Consider the following 13,475-nt stretch of genomic DNA (forward strand, 5'->3'; position numbering starts at 1 on the left):
TTCGGCGGCAAGATGCCGCCGCGACGATTTCATGAACGAGCGTCCCCCTTCTGAGATCCGGAGGCCACGATGATCCTCAGTCTGATCGCGCGACTCCGCAGTGCCTTCCGCAGGAAGCCTGTCTCGCTGGGGCGACGCGGCGAAGATGAAGCCGTGAAGTTTCTCAAACGGTTGAGAATGCGGATTGTCGCGCGAAATCATGCGAACCGATTTGGAGAAATCGACATCATTGCCCGGGACGGGGCTCAACTGGTCTTCGTTGAAGTTCGGACACGATCCTCCCAGGATCACGGGACACCTGCTGAAACGGTGAATCATCGCAAGCAGCAGAAACTGACGCGGGCAGCCACGGCTTTTCTTCAGCGTCATCCGGAAAGGACCTCGTCTCCGCGTTTCGACGTCGTTACGATTGTGTGGACTGCCGAGAGACGGATCGAGAACATCGAACACATCCGGCACGCCTTCGAGGCCGCCGACTAATTTTGTTGAGACATAGTAGCAGACACGAGAAAAGACGATGACTGACACCATTCAATTCGCGGAACGCGGCGAGAAGCAGCAGGTCGAGCAGGGACTGGAACTGGCTCCGAAGTTTGACTCCCAGGGCCTTCTCCCGGCGATTACCACTGATTTCGAATCGGGCGAACTGCTGATGGTCGCCTATATGAACGAAGAAGCTCTTAAGAAGACCATCGAAGTTGGCGAAGCGGTCTACTACAGCCGCAGCCGACAGGAACTGTGGCACAAAGGGAAGACCAGCGGCCACGTGCAGAAGGTGAAAGAGATCCGCGTCGACTGCGATCAGGATGCGATCTGGCTGCGTGTTGAACAGATCGGGGCAGGGGCCTGTCACGTCGGTTACAACAGCTGCTTCTTCCGAAGCGTCGACCGGGACAGCGTCGCGGCTGATCAACCCGTATCTCTGAAGATGGCCGAATCGGAGAAGACGTTCGATCCGGACAAGGTTTACAAGAAGTAATCGACTCATGTCGCGGAACGTCCTGCGTTCTGCCACAACCGGTCCGCCACAGGCGGGCTCTTATCATGACCAGACGACGTCGAACTACGGACGATCCGCAGCAACTGCGTGAGCGGATCGCCCGTGAAGCCGCCCGACTGATTGCTCGCCGCAAAGTCAAAACGTTTCACACCGCCCGCATGCGAGCCATGCGCTGGCTTAGTCAACAGCGGTTGACTTCCTCGGAAATCCCCACGCAGGAAGAGGTGATGCGGGAACTGGAGCGTCTCACCGCGTCTTCCGACTGGGACCGCCAAAGCAACGTGCAATGGCTCCTTGATGAAGCGGCGATCTGGGTGGAGCCTTTGAATCCACTGCTGTGGATCGACTGGCAGGCCGTTGGACGCGGCGAAGAGATCGTAGGACACTGGGTTCTCGCTGCGGAGACCGACCCCGAAGTCCAGCAGATTCTCCAGTCGCAGACGATTGGCACGCAACCCTCGCATGCTCCGGAGTGGGCCGTCGCGGCTCTGAACTTCTCCAACGGCATCCCCCATCGCATCTACTTCGATGCCTCTCTCGATGCCGCCGCTGCTCCGGAAAAAATCGAGCGAGTCGTTGGATCGCAACCGGAGCGTTTCACACGCCCTGTAATCGCCACGCCGGTGGAAGACGACGAGGACTCCGCCATCGAGCTGAGCTGGGGCGATCAGTTTCGTCCGTTGCTTGAAAGCCTGGCTGATTTCACATTCAACAGTGAGGACCATCCGGAAGGGGACGCCCTTTATCATTCGCTTCAGGTTTACCAACTGGGGCGAGAACTGCATCCCTATGATGTCGAATTTCAATGGGCCTGTCTGCTGCACGACATTGGCTACGTGGTCGATGCCCGCACTCCCTGTGAAGCGGCTCTGCGAGTCCTTGAAGGACGGGTGACTGAGCGGGTCGAGTTTCTCGTCGGCAATCTGGAAGCCGGCCATCAGTTTCTGAACGGGGGTTCTCAGGCCAAATCGCTGCGGAAGTCGGAAGATTTTGGTGAACTGCTCGATCTGGCTCGCTGCGATAGAAATGGTCGCCAGCGGGGTCAGTCGGTTCCGACACTTGACGAAGCACTCGCCGAACTTGAAGAACTGGAACAGTTCGGAGAAGAGAGCTGACGACCTTCTGACCACCGCTACAACCGAAATCTTTCGTAGATTCGGTTCCGGAATGTTACTGAAGTACCTCCTTCCTCTGGAATCGGACTCCACTCCCGCGCCTCGTAAGGAATTAGACCTACAGTTGCAGAAACGTTGATCTGTTCTTTCCGCGTCTCATCGCGGATGATGCGTGCTGAACTGCGGATCCATGACTACGACTGCTACGACTGAACAACCCGACGTTGCCGAGCCGGCTCCGGACGAGAACGGCTCGACCGTCGTTCCGCTGACCGAACTGATCGTCGGGCGGACGGTTCGACAGCCGATTTATGACCTGAACGGCATCCTGCTGCTTGCAGAGAACACGGTCATTACGTCCGAAATGAAGCTGGCGATTCGGAAACGCGGCGCGAACAAGGTTCGCGTCAGCAATCAGGATCTCAAGCGGATCACGCTCGACCGCAAGCTGGCGGAAGTGTCAGCCCCCAAGGTGTCGTTCGATCAGGACCTGACCCGCAAACTCGATGCAATCGTTGATGGCGGACTGCTCTCGATCAAGAATACCGGCCCCGCAGTCAAAAACGACGTCGTCTTCCTGGGTCGAAAGGGATACAACCAGGAACAGCGACAGCAACTCATCGACGATCATCAGAAGAATGGTCAGGCTCTGGGCGATATGCTCAGTGAAGCTTTGCGCGGGGAAACCATGGATGGCTCGCTCGTTTCCACCATGGCGGCTCACTACCTCAAGGAAATGACGACCGACACAGACAATGTGCTGACCTCGGCCATCAACCAGTTCAGCAATGACAATATCGCCGCCAATTCGCTTGAGGTCGCTCTGCTGGCGATGGCCATTGGCATCGAGATGGATCTCGACGCGGAGAACTCGCGGCATCTGGCAATGGCCGGAATCGTGCACGACTGGGGCATGATGCGAGTCCCGGCTTCAATCCGTCTTTCGGCGGAGCGGCTCGATGCGGTCGAGATGCTGGAGATCAAGAAGCATCCGATTCATTCTCTGGAACTCCTGCAGCGGGTGTCCGCCCTTCCCCGTGTCGTCTCGGTGATTTCTTATCAGGTGCACGAGCGGCTCAACGGCACCGGTTACCCTCGAGGACGCCGCGGCCAGAGCATCCACCCCTTTGCACGTATTCTGCAGGTGGCCGATGCCTTCGTCGGGATGACGTCTCCCCGCCCCTACCGCCCGCCACTCACCCGCTATGCGGCTATGGAGTGCCTTCTCCGACAGGCCCGCGAACGTTTTGTCGATCCTGAAGTCGTCCGGTGCATGCTCAAGATTCAGTCGTTATTTCCCATCGGCAGTTTTGTCCTGCTGAGCGATGACACCGTGGCTCAGGTGATGCGTCGAAATCTCGACCACTACACCCAGCCGATTGTCGCCCGCGTTTCGGACGCCAATGGCGAGCTTGTTGACAGAGACGCCGACGAAAACAAGATCGATCTGCATGCGGACGAATCGATCACGGTCGTTCGCGCTTTACCGACTCCTGGCTCCGACGAGATCGATTCGGTCGAAGAATTCCTCCACTCCAACCTCGACCAGGCTCCGCTTCCGCAATAGTCCCTCCTTCAGCCGCCCGCAAATCCATCCAACACCATTGATCTGTTGCGTCCCTGCAATCGATTCAGCCCGGGGAACCACTACATCCCGAGGTCGGGAGCAGGGACAAAACGGGAACGCAGCGAATTTTTGAACAGTTACCTTGATTGGAGAATCTACGCTTCAGCAGAACGACAGTAGGAACGTGCCTCAACGATTGCTGCTATCCCCCAACGTAATGCCTAACGTGCGATCGCCTTTTGGTCGCAACACTTAAGGACACTTCGAGATGACGACGCCCACCGCGATCGATAGCTCGTCCAACAAGCTCGCTCCCGAACAGTATGACGACACCACGCTTGTTTCGGTCAACGATCTCATCATCGGGAAACGAATTCACTTCCCCCTGTACGACGTAAACGGGGTGCTTCTGCTCGCCGCCGATTCCAACATCACAGCTGAGATCAAACAGGCTGTCCGCAATCGCGGCGAAACTACCGTTCGCGTCGCCAACGACGACGTCCGTCGAATCACAATCGCCTCGCAGGGAGACGGTCAGAACCATTCGCTAAGTCTCGACTGCGAGATGTTCCGCAAGCTCGATGCCATCATCGATGGTGGCCTGCTGACTCTGAAAAACAAGGGCGAGCCTGTCAAAGAGACGATCAAACCGATCGGACGCAAAGCCTATGACCCCGAACAGAGAGCCCGCCTGTTCGAGAGTCATCAGCAGAATGGTCTGGCTCTGGGAGAAATGCTGGCAGGAGTTCTCCGCGGTCAGGCCTCAGACAGCGCTACGCTCTCAGCGGTGACTTCTCACTACCTGCACGAGATGACGATTGACAGCGACAATGTCCTCAGCTCTGCGATCAGTCAGTTTTCCGAAGGCGATTTTGTCGCACACGCGCTGGAAACAGCCTTGCTGGCAATGGCTATTGGTATCGAACTCGGTCTTGACGCCGAGAATGTGCGCCACCTGGGAATGGCCGGCCTGGTCCACGACTGGGGCATGATGCGGGTCCCGGCTCATATCCGCGAGAACCCCGACCGGCTCGATTCGGTCGCGATGCTCGAAATCAAGAAGCATCCGATCCATTCGCTGCAGTTGCAGGAGAAGATCAGCAATCTGCCCCGCGTTGTGACAATCGCCGCCTATCAGGCCCACGAACGAATGAACGGGACTGGTTATCCTCGCGGTCGCAGCGGAGAAAGCATCCACCTGTTCGCTCGCATCCTGCAGGTCGCTGATGCATTTGTCGGGATGACGTCACGCCGCCCCTACCGGCCGGCCATGATGCGTTACGCGGCCATGGAATGCCTGATCCGGCAAGCCAAAGAACGCTACGTCGACGGGAAGGTCGTCCGATGTCTGCTCAAGATTCAGTCCCTGTTCCCGATCGGCAGCTACGTGTCGCTGAGCGATGGTTCCGTCGCGGTGGTGATTCGACGGAACAAAGACTTATATACTCAGCCCATCGTGGCTCGCATTCAGGACGCCGACGGGAACACGGTCGACCAGGAAGCCGATGAGAACATCATCGATCTGCATGAGGCGGAAGACCTGACCGTTTCTCAGGCACTGCCGATGCCCGGTTCTGACGAAATCGAATTCGGGCTGGACTACTACAATTCCAGCCTCGACAAAGATCTCGAAGAATAGATCGCCCGCCTATCGCTCAAGCAGTCGCGTGAGCAACGCGGGGCTGATCTCGCTCAGTGCCCTGATCTGAACGTCGGCCTCGGCCAGTTCTTCAGCTGTCCGTCCGCGACTGATAAAGCCAATCGAGGCCATCCCGGCTGCTTTAGCCGCCGCGATTCCCGGGGCGGCGTCTTCCACCACGATCGCCCGGGAAGGGGGAACCCCGATGCGCTCGGCCGCTTTCAGAAAGACTTCCGGATCCGGCTTCCCTTTCGTGACATCATCCCCTGAAATCGCGGCTCCGATGAGCGGTTCCAAGTCCAGCTTCTCGACGGCCAGTTGGACGTTCTCGACTGGCCCGGATGACCCGAGAGCAATCCGCCAGCCTTCGTTTTTCAGCCGCTCAATCAGCGTCCGGGCTCCCGGCATTTCGGGAAACTGCCCCGAGATAATCTCGCGGTACAGGGCCTCTTTCTCTTCGTCGAGGCGGCTGATGTCCTCATCGCTCAGATCGCGATCGGCCCACTGTTTCTCCAGAACTTCCCGGGTCGTGCGACCAAACTGGCTGGCGAACTCCTCCTCGGTGACGACTTTGTCGTGTCGCTCGCCGAGGCGCTTCCAGCTGAGAAAATGGGCTTCGTAAGAATCAACGAGTACGCCGTCGATATCAAATATGAGGGCTTGAACAGTCATCGATGCGCCTGCCTGAAACGGTCACTCCGACGAGTCGGAGCATGTTGGTCTTGATTCAGTAAAGAAATCGTGTTCCATGTTGGAAATTCAAACTGAAACGTTGTAGCTTGATGTATCATCCGTAGAGCCTCATCCGGGAACGACGCGCCATGAAAATTCTGATGACCGCCTCTGAAGCAGTTCCCTTCGCCAAGACGGGCGGTCTTGCGGATGTCGCAACAGCGCTTTCTCGCGCTCTCGAACAGGATGGCCACGACATTACGCTGGTCATGCCGCATTATCCGCAACTGCTTCCTCACGGCTCGCGTCAACGCTTCCAGATCGAACCAATCGGCGATGAGTTCACTGTACCGGTTGGTCCACGCAAGTCGAGTGGCTCCTTTCTGAAGGCCCGTTTACCGGACTCTAATATACAGGTCATTCTGGTCGATCAGCCCGATTATTTCGACCGTCCCTCGCCCTACGTCTACGAGAACATCCCCTACGAAGACAACTGCGAACGGTTCGTCTTCTTCAGTCGGGCCATTGTCGCGGCGATCAAGCAGTTCGGGCCTTTCGACATTGTTCACGCCAACGACTGGCAGACCGGACTGCTGCCGGCTCTTATTGATATCGAAGCCCGCAAGCACAGTCCGGAAATCCGCCGGATTGGAACCGTGTTTACCATCCACAATCTGGCCTTCCAGGGACGGTTCTGGCACTGGGATATGGTCCTGACCGGACTCGACTGGAAGTACTTCAACTGGAAACAGATGGAGTTCTTCGGCGATCTGAACCTGCTGAAAACGGGAATCGTGTTCGCCGATATGGTGACCACCGTCAGCCCGACTTACGCCCGGGAGATTCAGACTCCCGATTTCGGCTGGGGGCTCGACCCGGCTCTTTCCGGCCGTGGGAATTCTCTGGTCGGCATCCTGAACGGCGTCGACACCGAAGTCTGGCATCCCGAGGTCGACCGCTTCATCAAGGTCAACTACACCGCCGACGACGTCGCCGAGAAGAAACCGATCTGCAAAGCCGACCTTCAAAAGGCCGTCGGCCTGCAGCAGAAGCCGGACGTGCCGATCATTGCCATGATCTCACGGATGTCGCAACAAAAGGGGTTCGATCTGCTTCAGAAGGCGGGCGATCGACTGCTGAGCAACGATGCCCAGTTTGTCTTCCTCGGCACCGGAGAGCGGCCATTCGAACAGTTCGTGAAAGAGCTCGCTCAGACGCACCCCGGACGAGTCGCTTCCATGATCCGCTTCGACGAGGAACTGGCTCATAAAATTGAAGCCGGGTCGGATCTGTTCCTGATGCCCAGCGAGTTCGAGCCTTGCGGCCTGAACCAGATGTATTCCATGCTTTACGGCACGGTGCCCCTGGTGCACGCTGTCGGTGGACTGGCGGACTCGGTCGTCCCGATGACGGGCGATACTCTCCGCGAAGGGACCGCGACCGGCTTCTCATTCCAGCGATACAGTTGCGAAGCCTTCCTGGAAGCGTTCGAGGCGGCGTTGCGGACTTACCGCGACAAGGAAACCTGGCTCGAACTCCAGAAGAACGGCATGCTTCAAGACCTCTCCTGGAGCAACAGCGCCCGCAACTACGTGCAGGTTTACCAGCGAGCCCTCGAGAAGCACACCCCCGAAGTCTAGCCGCGGGCAACACGATCTCGGGTGCAGTGCCTGCGCTCGCGTGGACATGCTGAGGACCACTCCGCCTGAACTCCAGTAGGGTGCATCTTGACGCATCCTACGGTTCAAGATTCGCGTCAACAGCCCTCTCGGGGTTACGCTGCTTTCTCAGAAGTCGGGCCGATCGAGCGGGTTCCCTTGTCGGAGCGGGCTTTCAGATCGAACAGGCCGAAGACTTCCGCCGCGTTCATCGACAGTGAGGCGGTCGAGGCATCTCCGTCGCCGAGGATCTTCTCGAACAGCTCCCGCTTCTGCCGTAAAACGAGATCGATTCGCTCTTCGATCGTGTCCTTGCAGATAAACCGCGTCACGATCACCGGGTTGGCGACGCCGATGCGGTGAGCCCGGTTGATCGCCTGATCTTCCACGGCTGGGTTCCACCATCGGTCATACAGGAAGACATACTGCGAGAACTGCAGATTCAGCCCGACTGCCCCGGTGCCGTAGCTCATCAACAGCAGATGACTGTTCGGGTCTTCCTTGAACTGCTTCAGAATCGGCTCGCGCTTCGTCGTCGGCACTCCACCGTGGTAGACGAGGGCTCCGAACGGCTTGGTATACTCGGCCAGCCAGTCGATTGTTTTCGTCCACTGGCTGAAGAGGATTGCTTTGGCGCCACTGGCCGCGATCTCTTCCATATCCGCCAGCAGCCGGTCTTTCTTGGCCGATTCTCCCGTCAGCGGATCGCAGTTGGTAATCTGCTTGAGCCGCATGACGAGCTCGAACACGTGCTGAATCGTGATCTCATCGCCCATGTCGTTCAGTTGAACAACACCCTCTTTCTCGGCAATGTCGTAAGCCGACTGCTGAGCAGGCGAGAGCTCAAGCACGGCATCGCGATCGAGCCGGGGCGGCATGTCGGGCTGAACGAGGTCCTTGGTCCGACGCAGAATGTAGACATCCGAAAGCTTCTTGAGCTGTCGCAGATCCGGGCTCGAACGAGCGGGGACCACGCCCATAAACTCGAAGATTGACGCCAGTTCTTCCGGCCGGTTCTCAATCGGCGTCCCGGTCAGCGACCATGAACGACGCCGCGGAATGCGACGAATGACTTCCGACGTGAGGGAATCCCGGTTCTTGATCCGCTGCGATTCATCGAGAACGACCAGGTCGAAGCGGGGATATTCCTCCTCTTCCATGTTCTGCAGGTCGCGAACGAGAATCTCATAGTTGGTCAGCAACACGGGGATCGACTGCATCTCCCACAACATCTTTCGGCGGGCACCGTCTCCTTCCATTGTCGTGACGGGCAGCTCTTCGGACCAGAGTTTGAACTCGCGCTGCCAGTTCGGAATCAACGGTTTCGGACAGACCATCAGCACGCGCCGCACCTGACCGCTCCGCAGCAGCAGACGGACAGCCGTAATCGTCTGCATCGTTTTTCCGAGCCCCATCTCATCGGCCAGCAAAGCCGACTTCTGGGAGAAGAGCCAGGCGATGCCTTCGTACTGATAGGCGAACGGCTCGAACGGCATGACCAGTTCCTGACCGGAAAGCCAGTTCTCCAGCGGTGGCTGCAGAATGTAGAACAGCCGGTCTTCCATCGACAGCAGATCATCGGGTGGCTTGATCCGCGTCGGCTTTTTCTTTTTGGCTGCGGACGCCTCTTCGCCTTCTCCCCCCGCTTGAGGCGGCTTGAGCCGACGCAGTTCTTTCTTCTCCCCGTCCGACTTCGGTTCCTGGAACTCGATGATATCCGGGAAGGCGACCTGGATTGTCTTCGGCTTCTGCCAGAACGGCTTCCAGGTCGGCACGAAGCCAGGCCGCGTCAGCAGTTTGGGCGAGTTGACGGTCACTTTCGGCCAACGCTTCAGTGCGCTGTTGGCGCCGGTCGTCAACGTCTGGATCTGCAGATCGTTGCGAACCGAATCGACGCGTGGAGCGGGCAGGAACAGAGGAGAGGCCTGTTGAGGCGTGGGGTCTTGCACGAATTCATCCTTGAATCATGAGACGATGAGAGAAATGACAGGAATCCCGTTGTCGCTTACGCGGCCTGTCCCATCGCTTCTTTCAATGCCTGTTCCACCCGCACCAGCGGTTCGCTCAGATCGGCCGAGTCGGGCACGTGCTGCTTGAGCAAAGGCTCCACCTTTTCGAACCGCTCCTGCTGAGCCGGGCTCAGCGAGGCCTTCTGCCCCTTAACCGATTTACTCATCCAGTCTTTCACGTCCGCGAAGCAGAGGACGGGAATCGTTCCCCAGATTGTGTCGGAAACCGCTTCGGGATCGTCGACGAACACAATATCGGGCTTGGCTTCGAGCTTGTCGTGCAGCGCTTCGGCGATCAGTTCCCCCTTCAGGAATGGCAGCAGCGAGGAGCCATAAAGGGTCTGCTGCGTCGCGTTCGGGCGGACCGGCAGCGAGCACTGAAACTCGATCGGACGACCGAGATGCGACGTAATCAGCACCCCGCCGCAGATATCGCCGGTGACATGAGTGACGGTTTTATAGAAACCGAGAACGCAGGGGGGACGTTTCTTCGAGTCAGCCATTCTTGGCAACTGCTTCCTTGTCAGAGACCTCTCGACTGCCAGTCCGAAGCCCTTCTCTGGGAGAACTCCCGGGCAGTCATTCTTTCGTACACGGTGCCGACCATTCCTTCGCCGACACGGGCAGACCCTCCGCGTGCGTCCGAGGGTTCGCCAATGTGAAGATCGACGCAATCTGCCTGCGTTCTTGAACCGCATCGCCGCCGTGTTACCTAACCGGTAAAACCGCTGTAAGTCGCATTGAAATCAGCGGTTGTGACGTGATCAAAACCACCCTGATTGCCCTCGAAACAGTTGAATTTGCCGGTCCAGGTCGTATCTTTGGCGTAAACAGTACGGCCCCTCTGCATTGACCAGTTTGACACCCGGACGCACTTTGGCGCTGCTTCAGCATTGTCCGGAATGCCGAATGACTGCTACGGTCGAGGCGGCTCCCGCCGATTGCTTCAGATATCCTCTGAATTCGCTCCGGAAAGATTGCCCCGTATGTCAGAACTGTTGAAGCCCGAAGACCTGTCGCCGGATGCGCTGAAAGAGCGGCAATGGGGCATGCTGCAGGAACTGTTGCAGGAGTTGCCGAAGAATCCCTTCTGGACGAAACGGTTCGCCGAGCAGGGGGCCTCCATCGAAGACATCAGCAGTTGGGACGACTTTCATCGCCTCCAGCCAGTCACGAAACAGGAACTGGTCGACGATCAGAACGCGAACCCGCCGTACGGGACGAATCTGACCTACCCCCGGAACAACTACACGCGGCTTCACCAGACATCCGGAACAACCGGCCGGCCACTTCGGTTTGTCGACACGCCACAGAGCTGGGCGTGGATCAAACGCTGCTGGGCGCAGATCTTTCGCATCGCCGGCCTGCGTCCCGACGATCGCCTCTGCTTTCCGTTCTCTTTCGGCCCGTTCATCGGTTTCTGGGCGGGATTCGAGGGAGCGCTGCAGTTCAACAACCTCTGCATTGCCGCCGGCGGGATGAGCAGCGAAGTCCGCCTCCAGGTCATCCAGGAGCACGAAGTCACCTTCATCTGCTGCACACCGACTTACGCTCTGAGACTGATCGAAGTCGCGAAAGCCGAGGGTATCGACCTGCCGAATTCACAGGTTCGCGCGGTGCTTGTCGCCGGAGAACCCGGCGGGAGTATCCCGGCGATTCGCGAACGCATTGAAGCCGGCTTCGGTGCCCGGGTCTTCGACCATTGGGGGATGACCGACATCGGTTGCCTGGGGATCGAATCTGTCGAAGATCCCCGCAGCCTGCTGATCCTCGAAAGCGAATGCATCGCAGAGATTGTCGATCCCGCCACGTTTGAACCGGTGCAGCCGGGCGAACGGGGAGAGCTACTCATTACCAACGTCGGTCGCTGGGGTTGCCCGGTGATCCGCTATCGCACCGGCGACATCGTGCAGGCCGGCACGACGCCGAACAAGTGCGGGCGACATCTGCTGCGTCTCGAAGGGGGGATCCTCGGCCGAGCCGATGACATGATCACCATTCGCGGCAACAACGTCTTCCCCTCTTCGGTCGAAGCGGTTCTGCGTGAGTTCGGGGAAGTGGCCGAGTACCGCATTACGGTGACCGAAAAGCAGGCGATGCACCACATGGTGATCGAGATCGAACCGCTCGCCGAGCTCTGCGGTTCCTCGATGGTCCTGACTGATACCCCGCAGATTCAGGACCTGCTCAAACGCCTGAATCGCACGGTCCGCGACCGGCTCAACTTTCACGCCGAACTGGTTCCGGTCTCGCCGAACAGTCTGCCCCGCTTCGAGATGAAAGGCCGCCGTTTCCGCCGGGGATAGGTTTCAAAGCGGGTGTCATGCCCACGCTCGCTTGGACATGCCGTTGCCCCGGATGCAAATGCAACCACGCCCATGTAGTTCTATGTGACCGAGACGAACTGGTGCCCGCAGTAGCCGCACACCCAGGCGCGGGCAGTGACTTCTTTGCCACACGTGGGACACGGTTGCATTTTCTTGAACTCGGCTTCCTCGTCCGTGATCCGCTTATGCTCAGCATCGCGTTCGCGGGCTTCTTTCGTTTTCGGAAAGAAGAGATACACAACAAGCAGTGTGAAGGGGCCAAGGATGCCGAGAAATGCCATCAGCTTCTGTGGATAGCCTTTGAGATAGCCAATGTAGGCTCCGCAAAAACCCAGAATAATCCAAACGATCAGAGTCGGGATCATCGTAGTGCCTCTGTTCAATAACCCTTGCGAAAACAGGCCGAGCTTCACAAAGCCCGGCCTGTTCAACTCTGATTGAGTCCACTCCTGTTTACTTCTTTTCGAAGGCCGCGTCGAAGGCGACATTCGAGGGTTCGAAGTCAACGTTCTTGACGAACTGACAGGCTTCGCGGGCTCCGTGATCGCGGTTCATCCCGGAGTCTTCCCACTCGATCGACAGGGGACCCTGGTAGTTGATCGCGTTGAGAGCGCGAATGATTTCTTCAAAACGGACGCCGCCGCGGCCGACGCTGCGGAAGTCCCATCCGCGTCGCGGATCGCCGAAGCGAAGGTGGCTCGACAGGATGCCGGTGCGGCCGTTGAGCGTGACCGAGGCGTCCTTCATGTGAGCGTGGTAAATACGATCCGGGAAGTAACGGATGAATTCGACCGGGTCGACGCCCTGCCAGATCAGGTGGCTCGGATCGAAGTTGAAGCCGAACTCTTCGCGGCGATCGAGGACGTCGAGAGCCTTTTCAGCCGAGTAGATATCGAAGGCGATTTCACCCGGGTGGACTTCCAGAGCGAACTTCACTCCGCATTCCTGGAAAACATCCAGAATCGGATTCCAGCGATCAGCGAACTGCTGGTAGCCTTCGTCGAACATGTGCTGCGGCGTCGGCGGGAAGTCGTAAACCAGCGGCCAGATCTTCGAGCCGGTGAACCCGTTAACGACATCGACTCCGAGGCGCTGAGCGGCTTTCGCGGTGTTCTTCATCTCGGCGATGGCGCGTTCGTTCACGCCGTCCGGATCGCCGTCGCCCCAGACGTAGTCGGGCAGAATGCCTTTGTGGCGATCGTCGATCGTATCGCAGACGCACTGACCGACCAGGTGAGCGGAAATCGAGAAGAGCTTGAGATCGTGCCGCTCCAGCAGGTCCCGCTTCTTGGCGCAGTAGGTGTCGTCGGAAAGAGCCTTATCGACTTCGAAATGGTCTCCCCAGCAAGCCAGCTCGAGACCGTCAAAGCCGAAGTCAGAAGCCTTTTTGCAGAGCTCTTCCAGGGGCAGGTCGGCCCATTGTCCGGTGAACAAAGTCACGGGGCGTGCCATGAGTGTTCCTTTCGCGAAGTCTCGTCGTGTGTGGTG

General features: G+C 58.2%; 12 protein-coding genes. 7 read left to right on the plus strand and 5 right to left on the minus strand.

Annotated elements, in window-relative coordinates; genetic code table 11:
- Positions 1 to 69 precede the first annotated feature (69 nt).
- From L1A08_RS21810 to L1A08_RS21830, 5 genes are all read left to right on the plus strand, one after another.
- Positions 70 to 480, plus strand: a complete 411-nt coding sequence (locus tag L1A08_RS21810; RefSeq protein WP_238758708.1) for a YraN family protein — start codon at positions 70 to 72, stop codon at positions 478 to 480.
- A gap of 37 nt (positions 481 to 517) precedes the next feature.
- Entirely contained in the window at positions 518 to 979 is a 462-nt protein-coding gene (gene hisI, locus L1A08_RS21815) for a phosphoribosyl-AMP cyclohydrolase (RefSeq protein ID WP_238758709.1), read from the plus strand.
- A 65-nt stretch (positions 980 to 1,044) separates the two neighbouring features.
- Positions 1,045 to 2,115: an HD domain-containing protein gene (locus tag L1A08_RS21820; protein ID WP_238758710.1), complete on the plus strand. Its 1,071-nt coding sequence runs from the start codon at positions 1,045 to 1,047 to the stop codon at positions 2,113 to 2,115.
- A 190-nt stretch (positions 2,116 to 2,305) separates the two neighbouring features.
- A complete protein-coding gene (locus L1A08_RS21825; RefSeq protein ID WP_238758711.1) occupies positions 2,306 to 3,682 on the plus strand; it encodes an HD-GYP domain-containing protein in 1,377 nt (458 codons plus the stop codon).
- Between the two features lie 268 nt (positions 3,683 to 3,950).
- Entirely contained in the window at positions 3,951 to 5,321 is a 1,371-nt protein-coding gene (locus L1A08_RS21830) for an HD-GYP domain-containing protein (protein ID WP_238758712.1), read from the plus strand.
- Between the two features lie 9 nt (positions 5,322 to 5,330).
- Here L1A08_RS21830 and L1A08_RS21835 read toward each other — a convergent pair whose 3' ends face one another.
- Positions 5,331 to 5,993, minus strand: a complete 663-nt coding sequence (locus tag L1A08_RS21835) for an HAD family hydrolase (protein ID WP_238758713.1) — start codon at positions 5,991 to 5,993, stop codon at positions 5,331 to 5,333.
- A gap of 149 nt (positions 5,994 to 6,142) precedes the next feature.
- On the opposite strand from L1A08_RS21835, the gene glgA reads away from it, so the two are divergent.
- Entirely contained in the window at positions 6,143 to 7,633 is a 1,491-nt protein-coding gene (gene glgA, locus L1A08_RS21840; protein ID WP_238758714.1) for a glycogen synthase GlgA, read from the plus strand.
- A gap of 134 nt (positions 7,634 to 7,767) precedes the next feature.
- On the opposite strand, the gene L1A08_RS21845 is transcribed toward glgA, so the two are convergent.
- Positions 7,768 to 9,600, minus strand: coding sequence for a DEAD/DEAH box helicase (locus L1A08_RS21845; RefSeq protein WP_238758715.1), 1,833 nt, complete (start codon positions 9,598 to 9,600; stop codon positions 7,768 to 7,770).
- Positions 9,601 to 9,656: 56 nt separating this feature from the next.
- Positions 9,657 to 10,163, minus strand: a complete 507-nt coding sequence (locus L1A08_RS21850) for a hypothetical protein (protein WP_238758716.1) — start codon at positions 10,161 to 10,163, stop codon at positions 9,657 to 9,659.
- Positions 10,164 to 10,646: 483 nt separating this feature from the next.
- On the opposite strand from L1A08_RS21850, the gene L1A08_RS21855 reads away from it, so the two are divergent.
- Entirely contained in the window at positions 10,647 to 11,966 is a 1,320-nt protein-coding gene (locus L1A08_RS21855) for a phenylacetate--CoA ligase family protein (protein ID WP_238758717.1), read from the plus strand.
- Between the two features lie 80 nt (positions 11,967 to 12,046).
- Here L1A08_RS21855 and L1A08_RS21860 read toward each other — a convergent pair whose 3' ends face one another.
- Both L1A08_RS21860 and L1A08_RS21865 read right to left on the minus strand, forming a co-directional pair.
- Complete coding sequence (locus L1A08_RS21860) at positions 12,047 to 12,352, minus strand: zinc ribbon domain-containing protein (RefSeq protein WP_238758718.1); 306 nt, start codon at positions 12,350 to 12,352, stop codon at positions 12,047 to 12,049.
- An 88-nt stretch (positions 12,353 to 12,440) separates the two neighbouring features.
- The gene (locus L1A08_RS21865; protein WP_238758719.1) at positions 12,441 to 13,439 is read right to left on the minus strand and encodes a sugar phosphate isomerase/epimerase family protein; all 999 of its coding nucleotides are present in this window, start codon (positions 13,437 to 13,439) and stop codon (positions 12,441 to 12,443) included.
- Positions 13,440 to 13,475 lie beyond the last annotated feature (36 nt).

Source organism: Rubinisphaera margarita, assembly GCF_022267515.1.
GTDB lineage: Bacteria > Planctomycetota > Planctomycetia > Planctomycetales > Planctomycetaceae > Rubinisphaera > Rubinisphaera margarita.

Bases quoted from the DNA above. Each gene is read 5' to 3' on its own strand.
- L1A08_RS21810 (WP_238758708.1), top strand. From the start codon at position 70: ATGATCCTCAGTCTGATCGCGCGACTCCGCAGTGCCTTCCGCAGGAAG.
- L1A08_RS21830 (WP_238758712.1), top strand. From the start codon at position 3,951: ATGACGACGCCCACCGCGATCGATAGCTCGTCCAACAAGCTCGCTCCC.
- L1A08_RS21860 (WP_238758718.1), bottom strand. From the start codon at position 12,352: ATGATCCCGACTCTGATCGTTTGGATTATTCTGGGTTTTTGCGGAGCC.
- L1A08_RS21820 (WP_238758710.1), top strand. From the start codon at position 1,045: ATGACCAGACGACGTCGAACTACGGACGATCCGCAGCAACTGCGTGAG.
- L1A08_RS21825 (WP_238758711.1), top strand. From the start codon at position 2,306: ATGACTACGACTGCTACGACTGAACAACCCGACGTTGCCGAGCCGGCT.
- hisI (WP_238758709.1), top strand. From the start codon at position 518: ATGACTGACACCATTCAATTCGCGGAACGCGGCGAGAAGCAGCAGGTC.
- L1A08_RS21835 (WP_238758713.1), bottom strand. From the start codon at position 5,993: ATGACTGTTCAAGCCCTCATATTTGATATCGACGGCGTACTCGTTGAT.
- glgA (WP_238758714.1), top strand. From the start codon at position 6,143: ATGAAAATTCTGATGACCGCCTCTGAAGCAGTTCCCTTCGCCAAGACG.
- L1A08_RS21855 (WP_238758717.1), top strand. From the start codon at position 10,647: ATGTCAGAACTGTTGAAGCCCGAAGACCTGTCGCCGGATGCGCTGAAA.
- L1A08_RS21850 (WP_238758716.1), bottom strand. From the start codon at position 10,163: ATGGCTGACTCGAAGAAACGTCCCCCCTGCGTTCTCGGTTTCTATAAA.
- L1A08_RS21865 (WP_238758719.1), bottom strand. From the start codon at position 13,439: ATGGCACGCCCCGTGACTTTGTTCACCGGACAATGGGCCGACCTGCCC.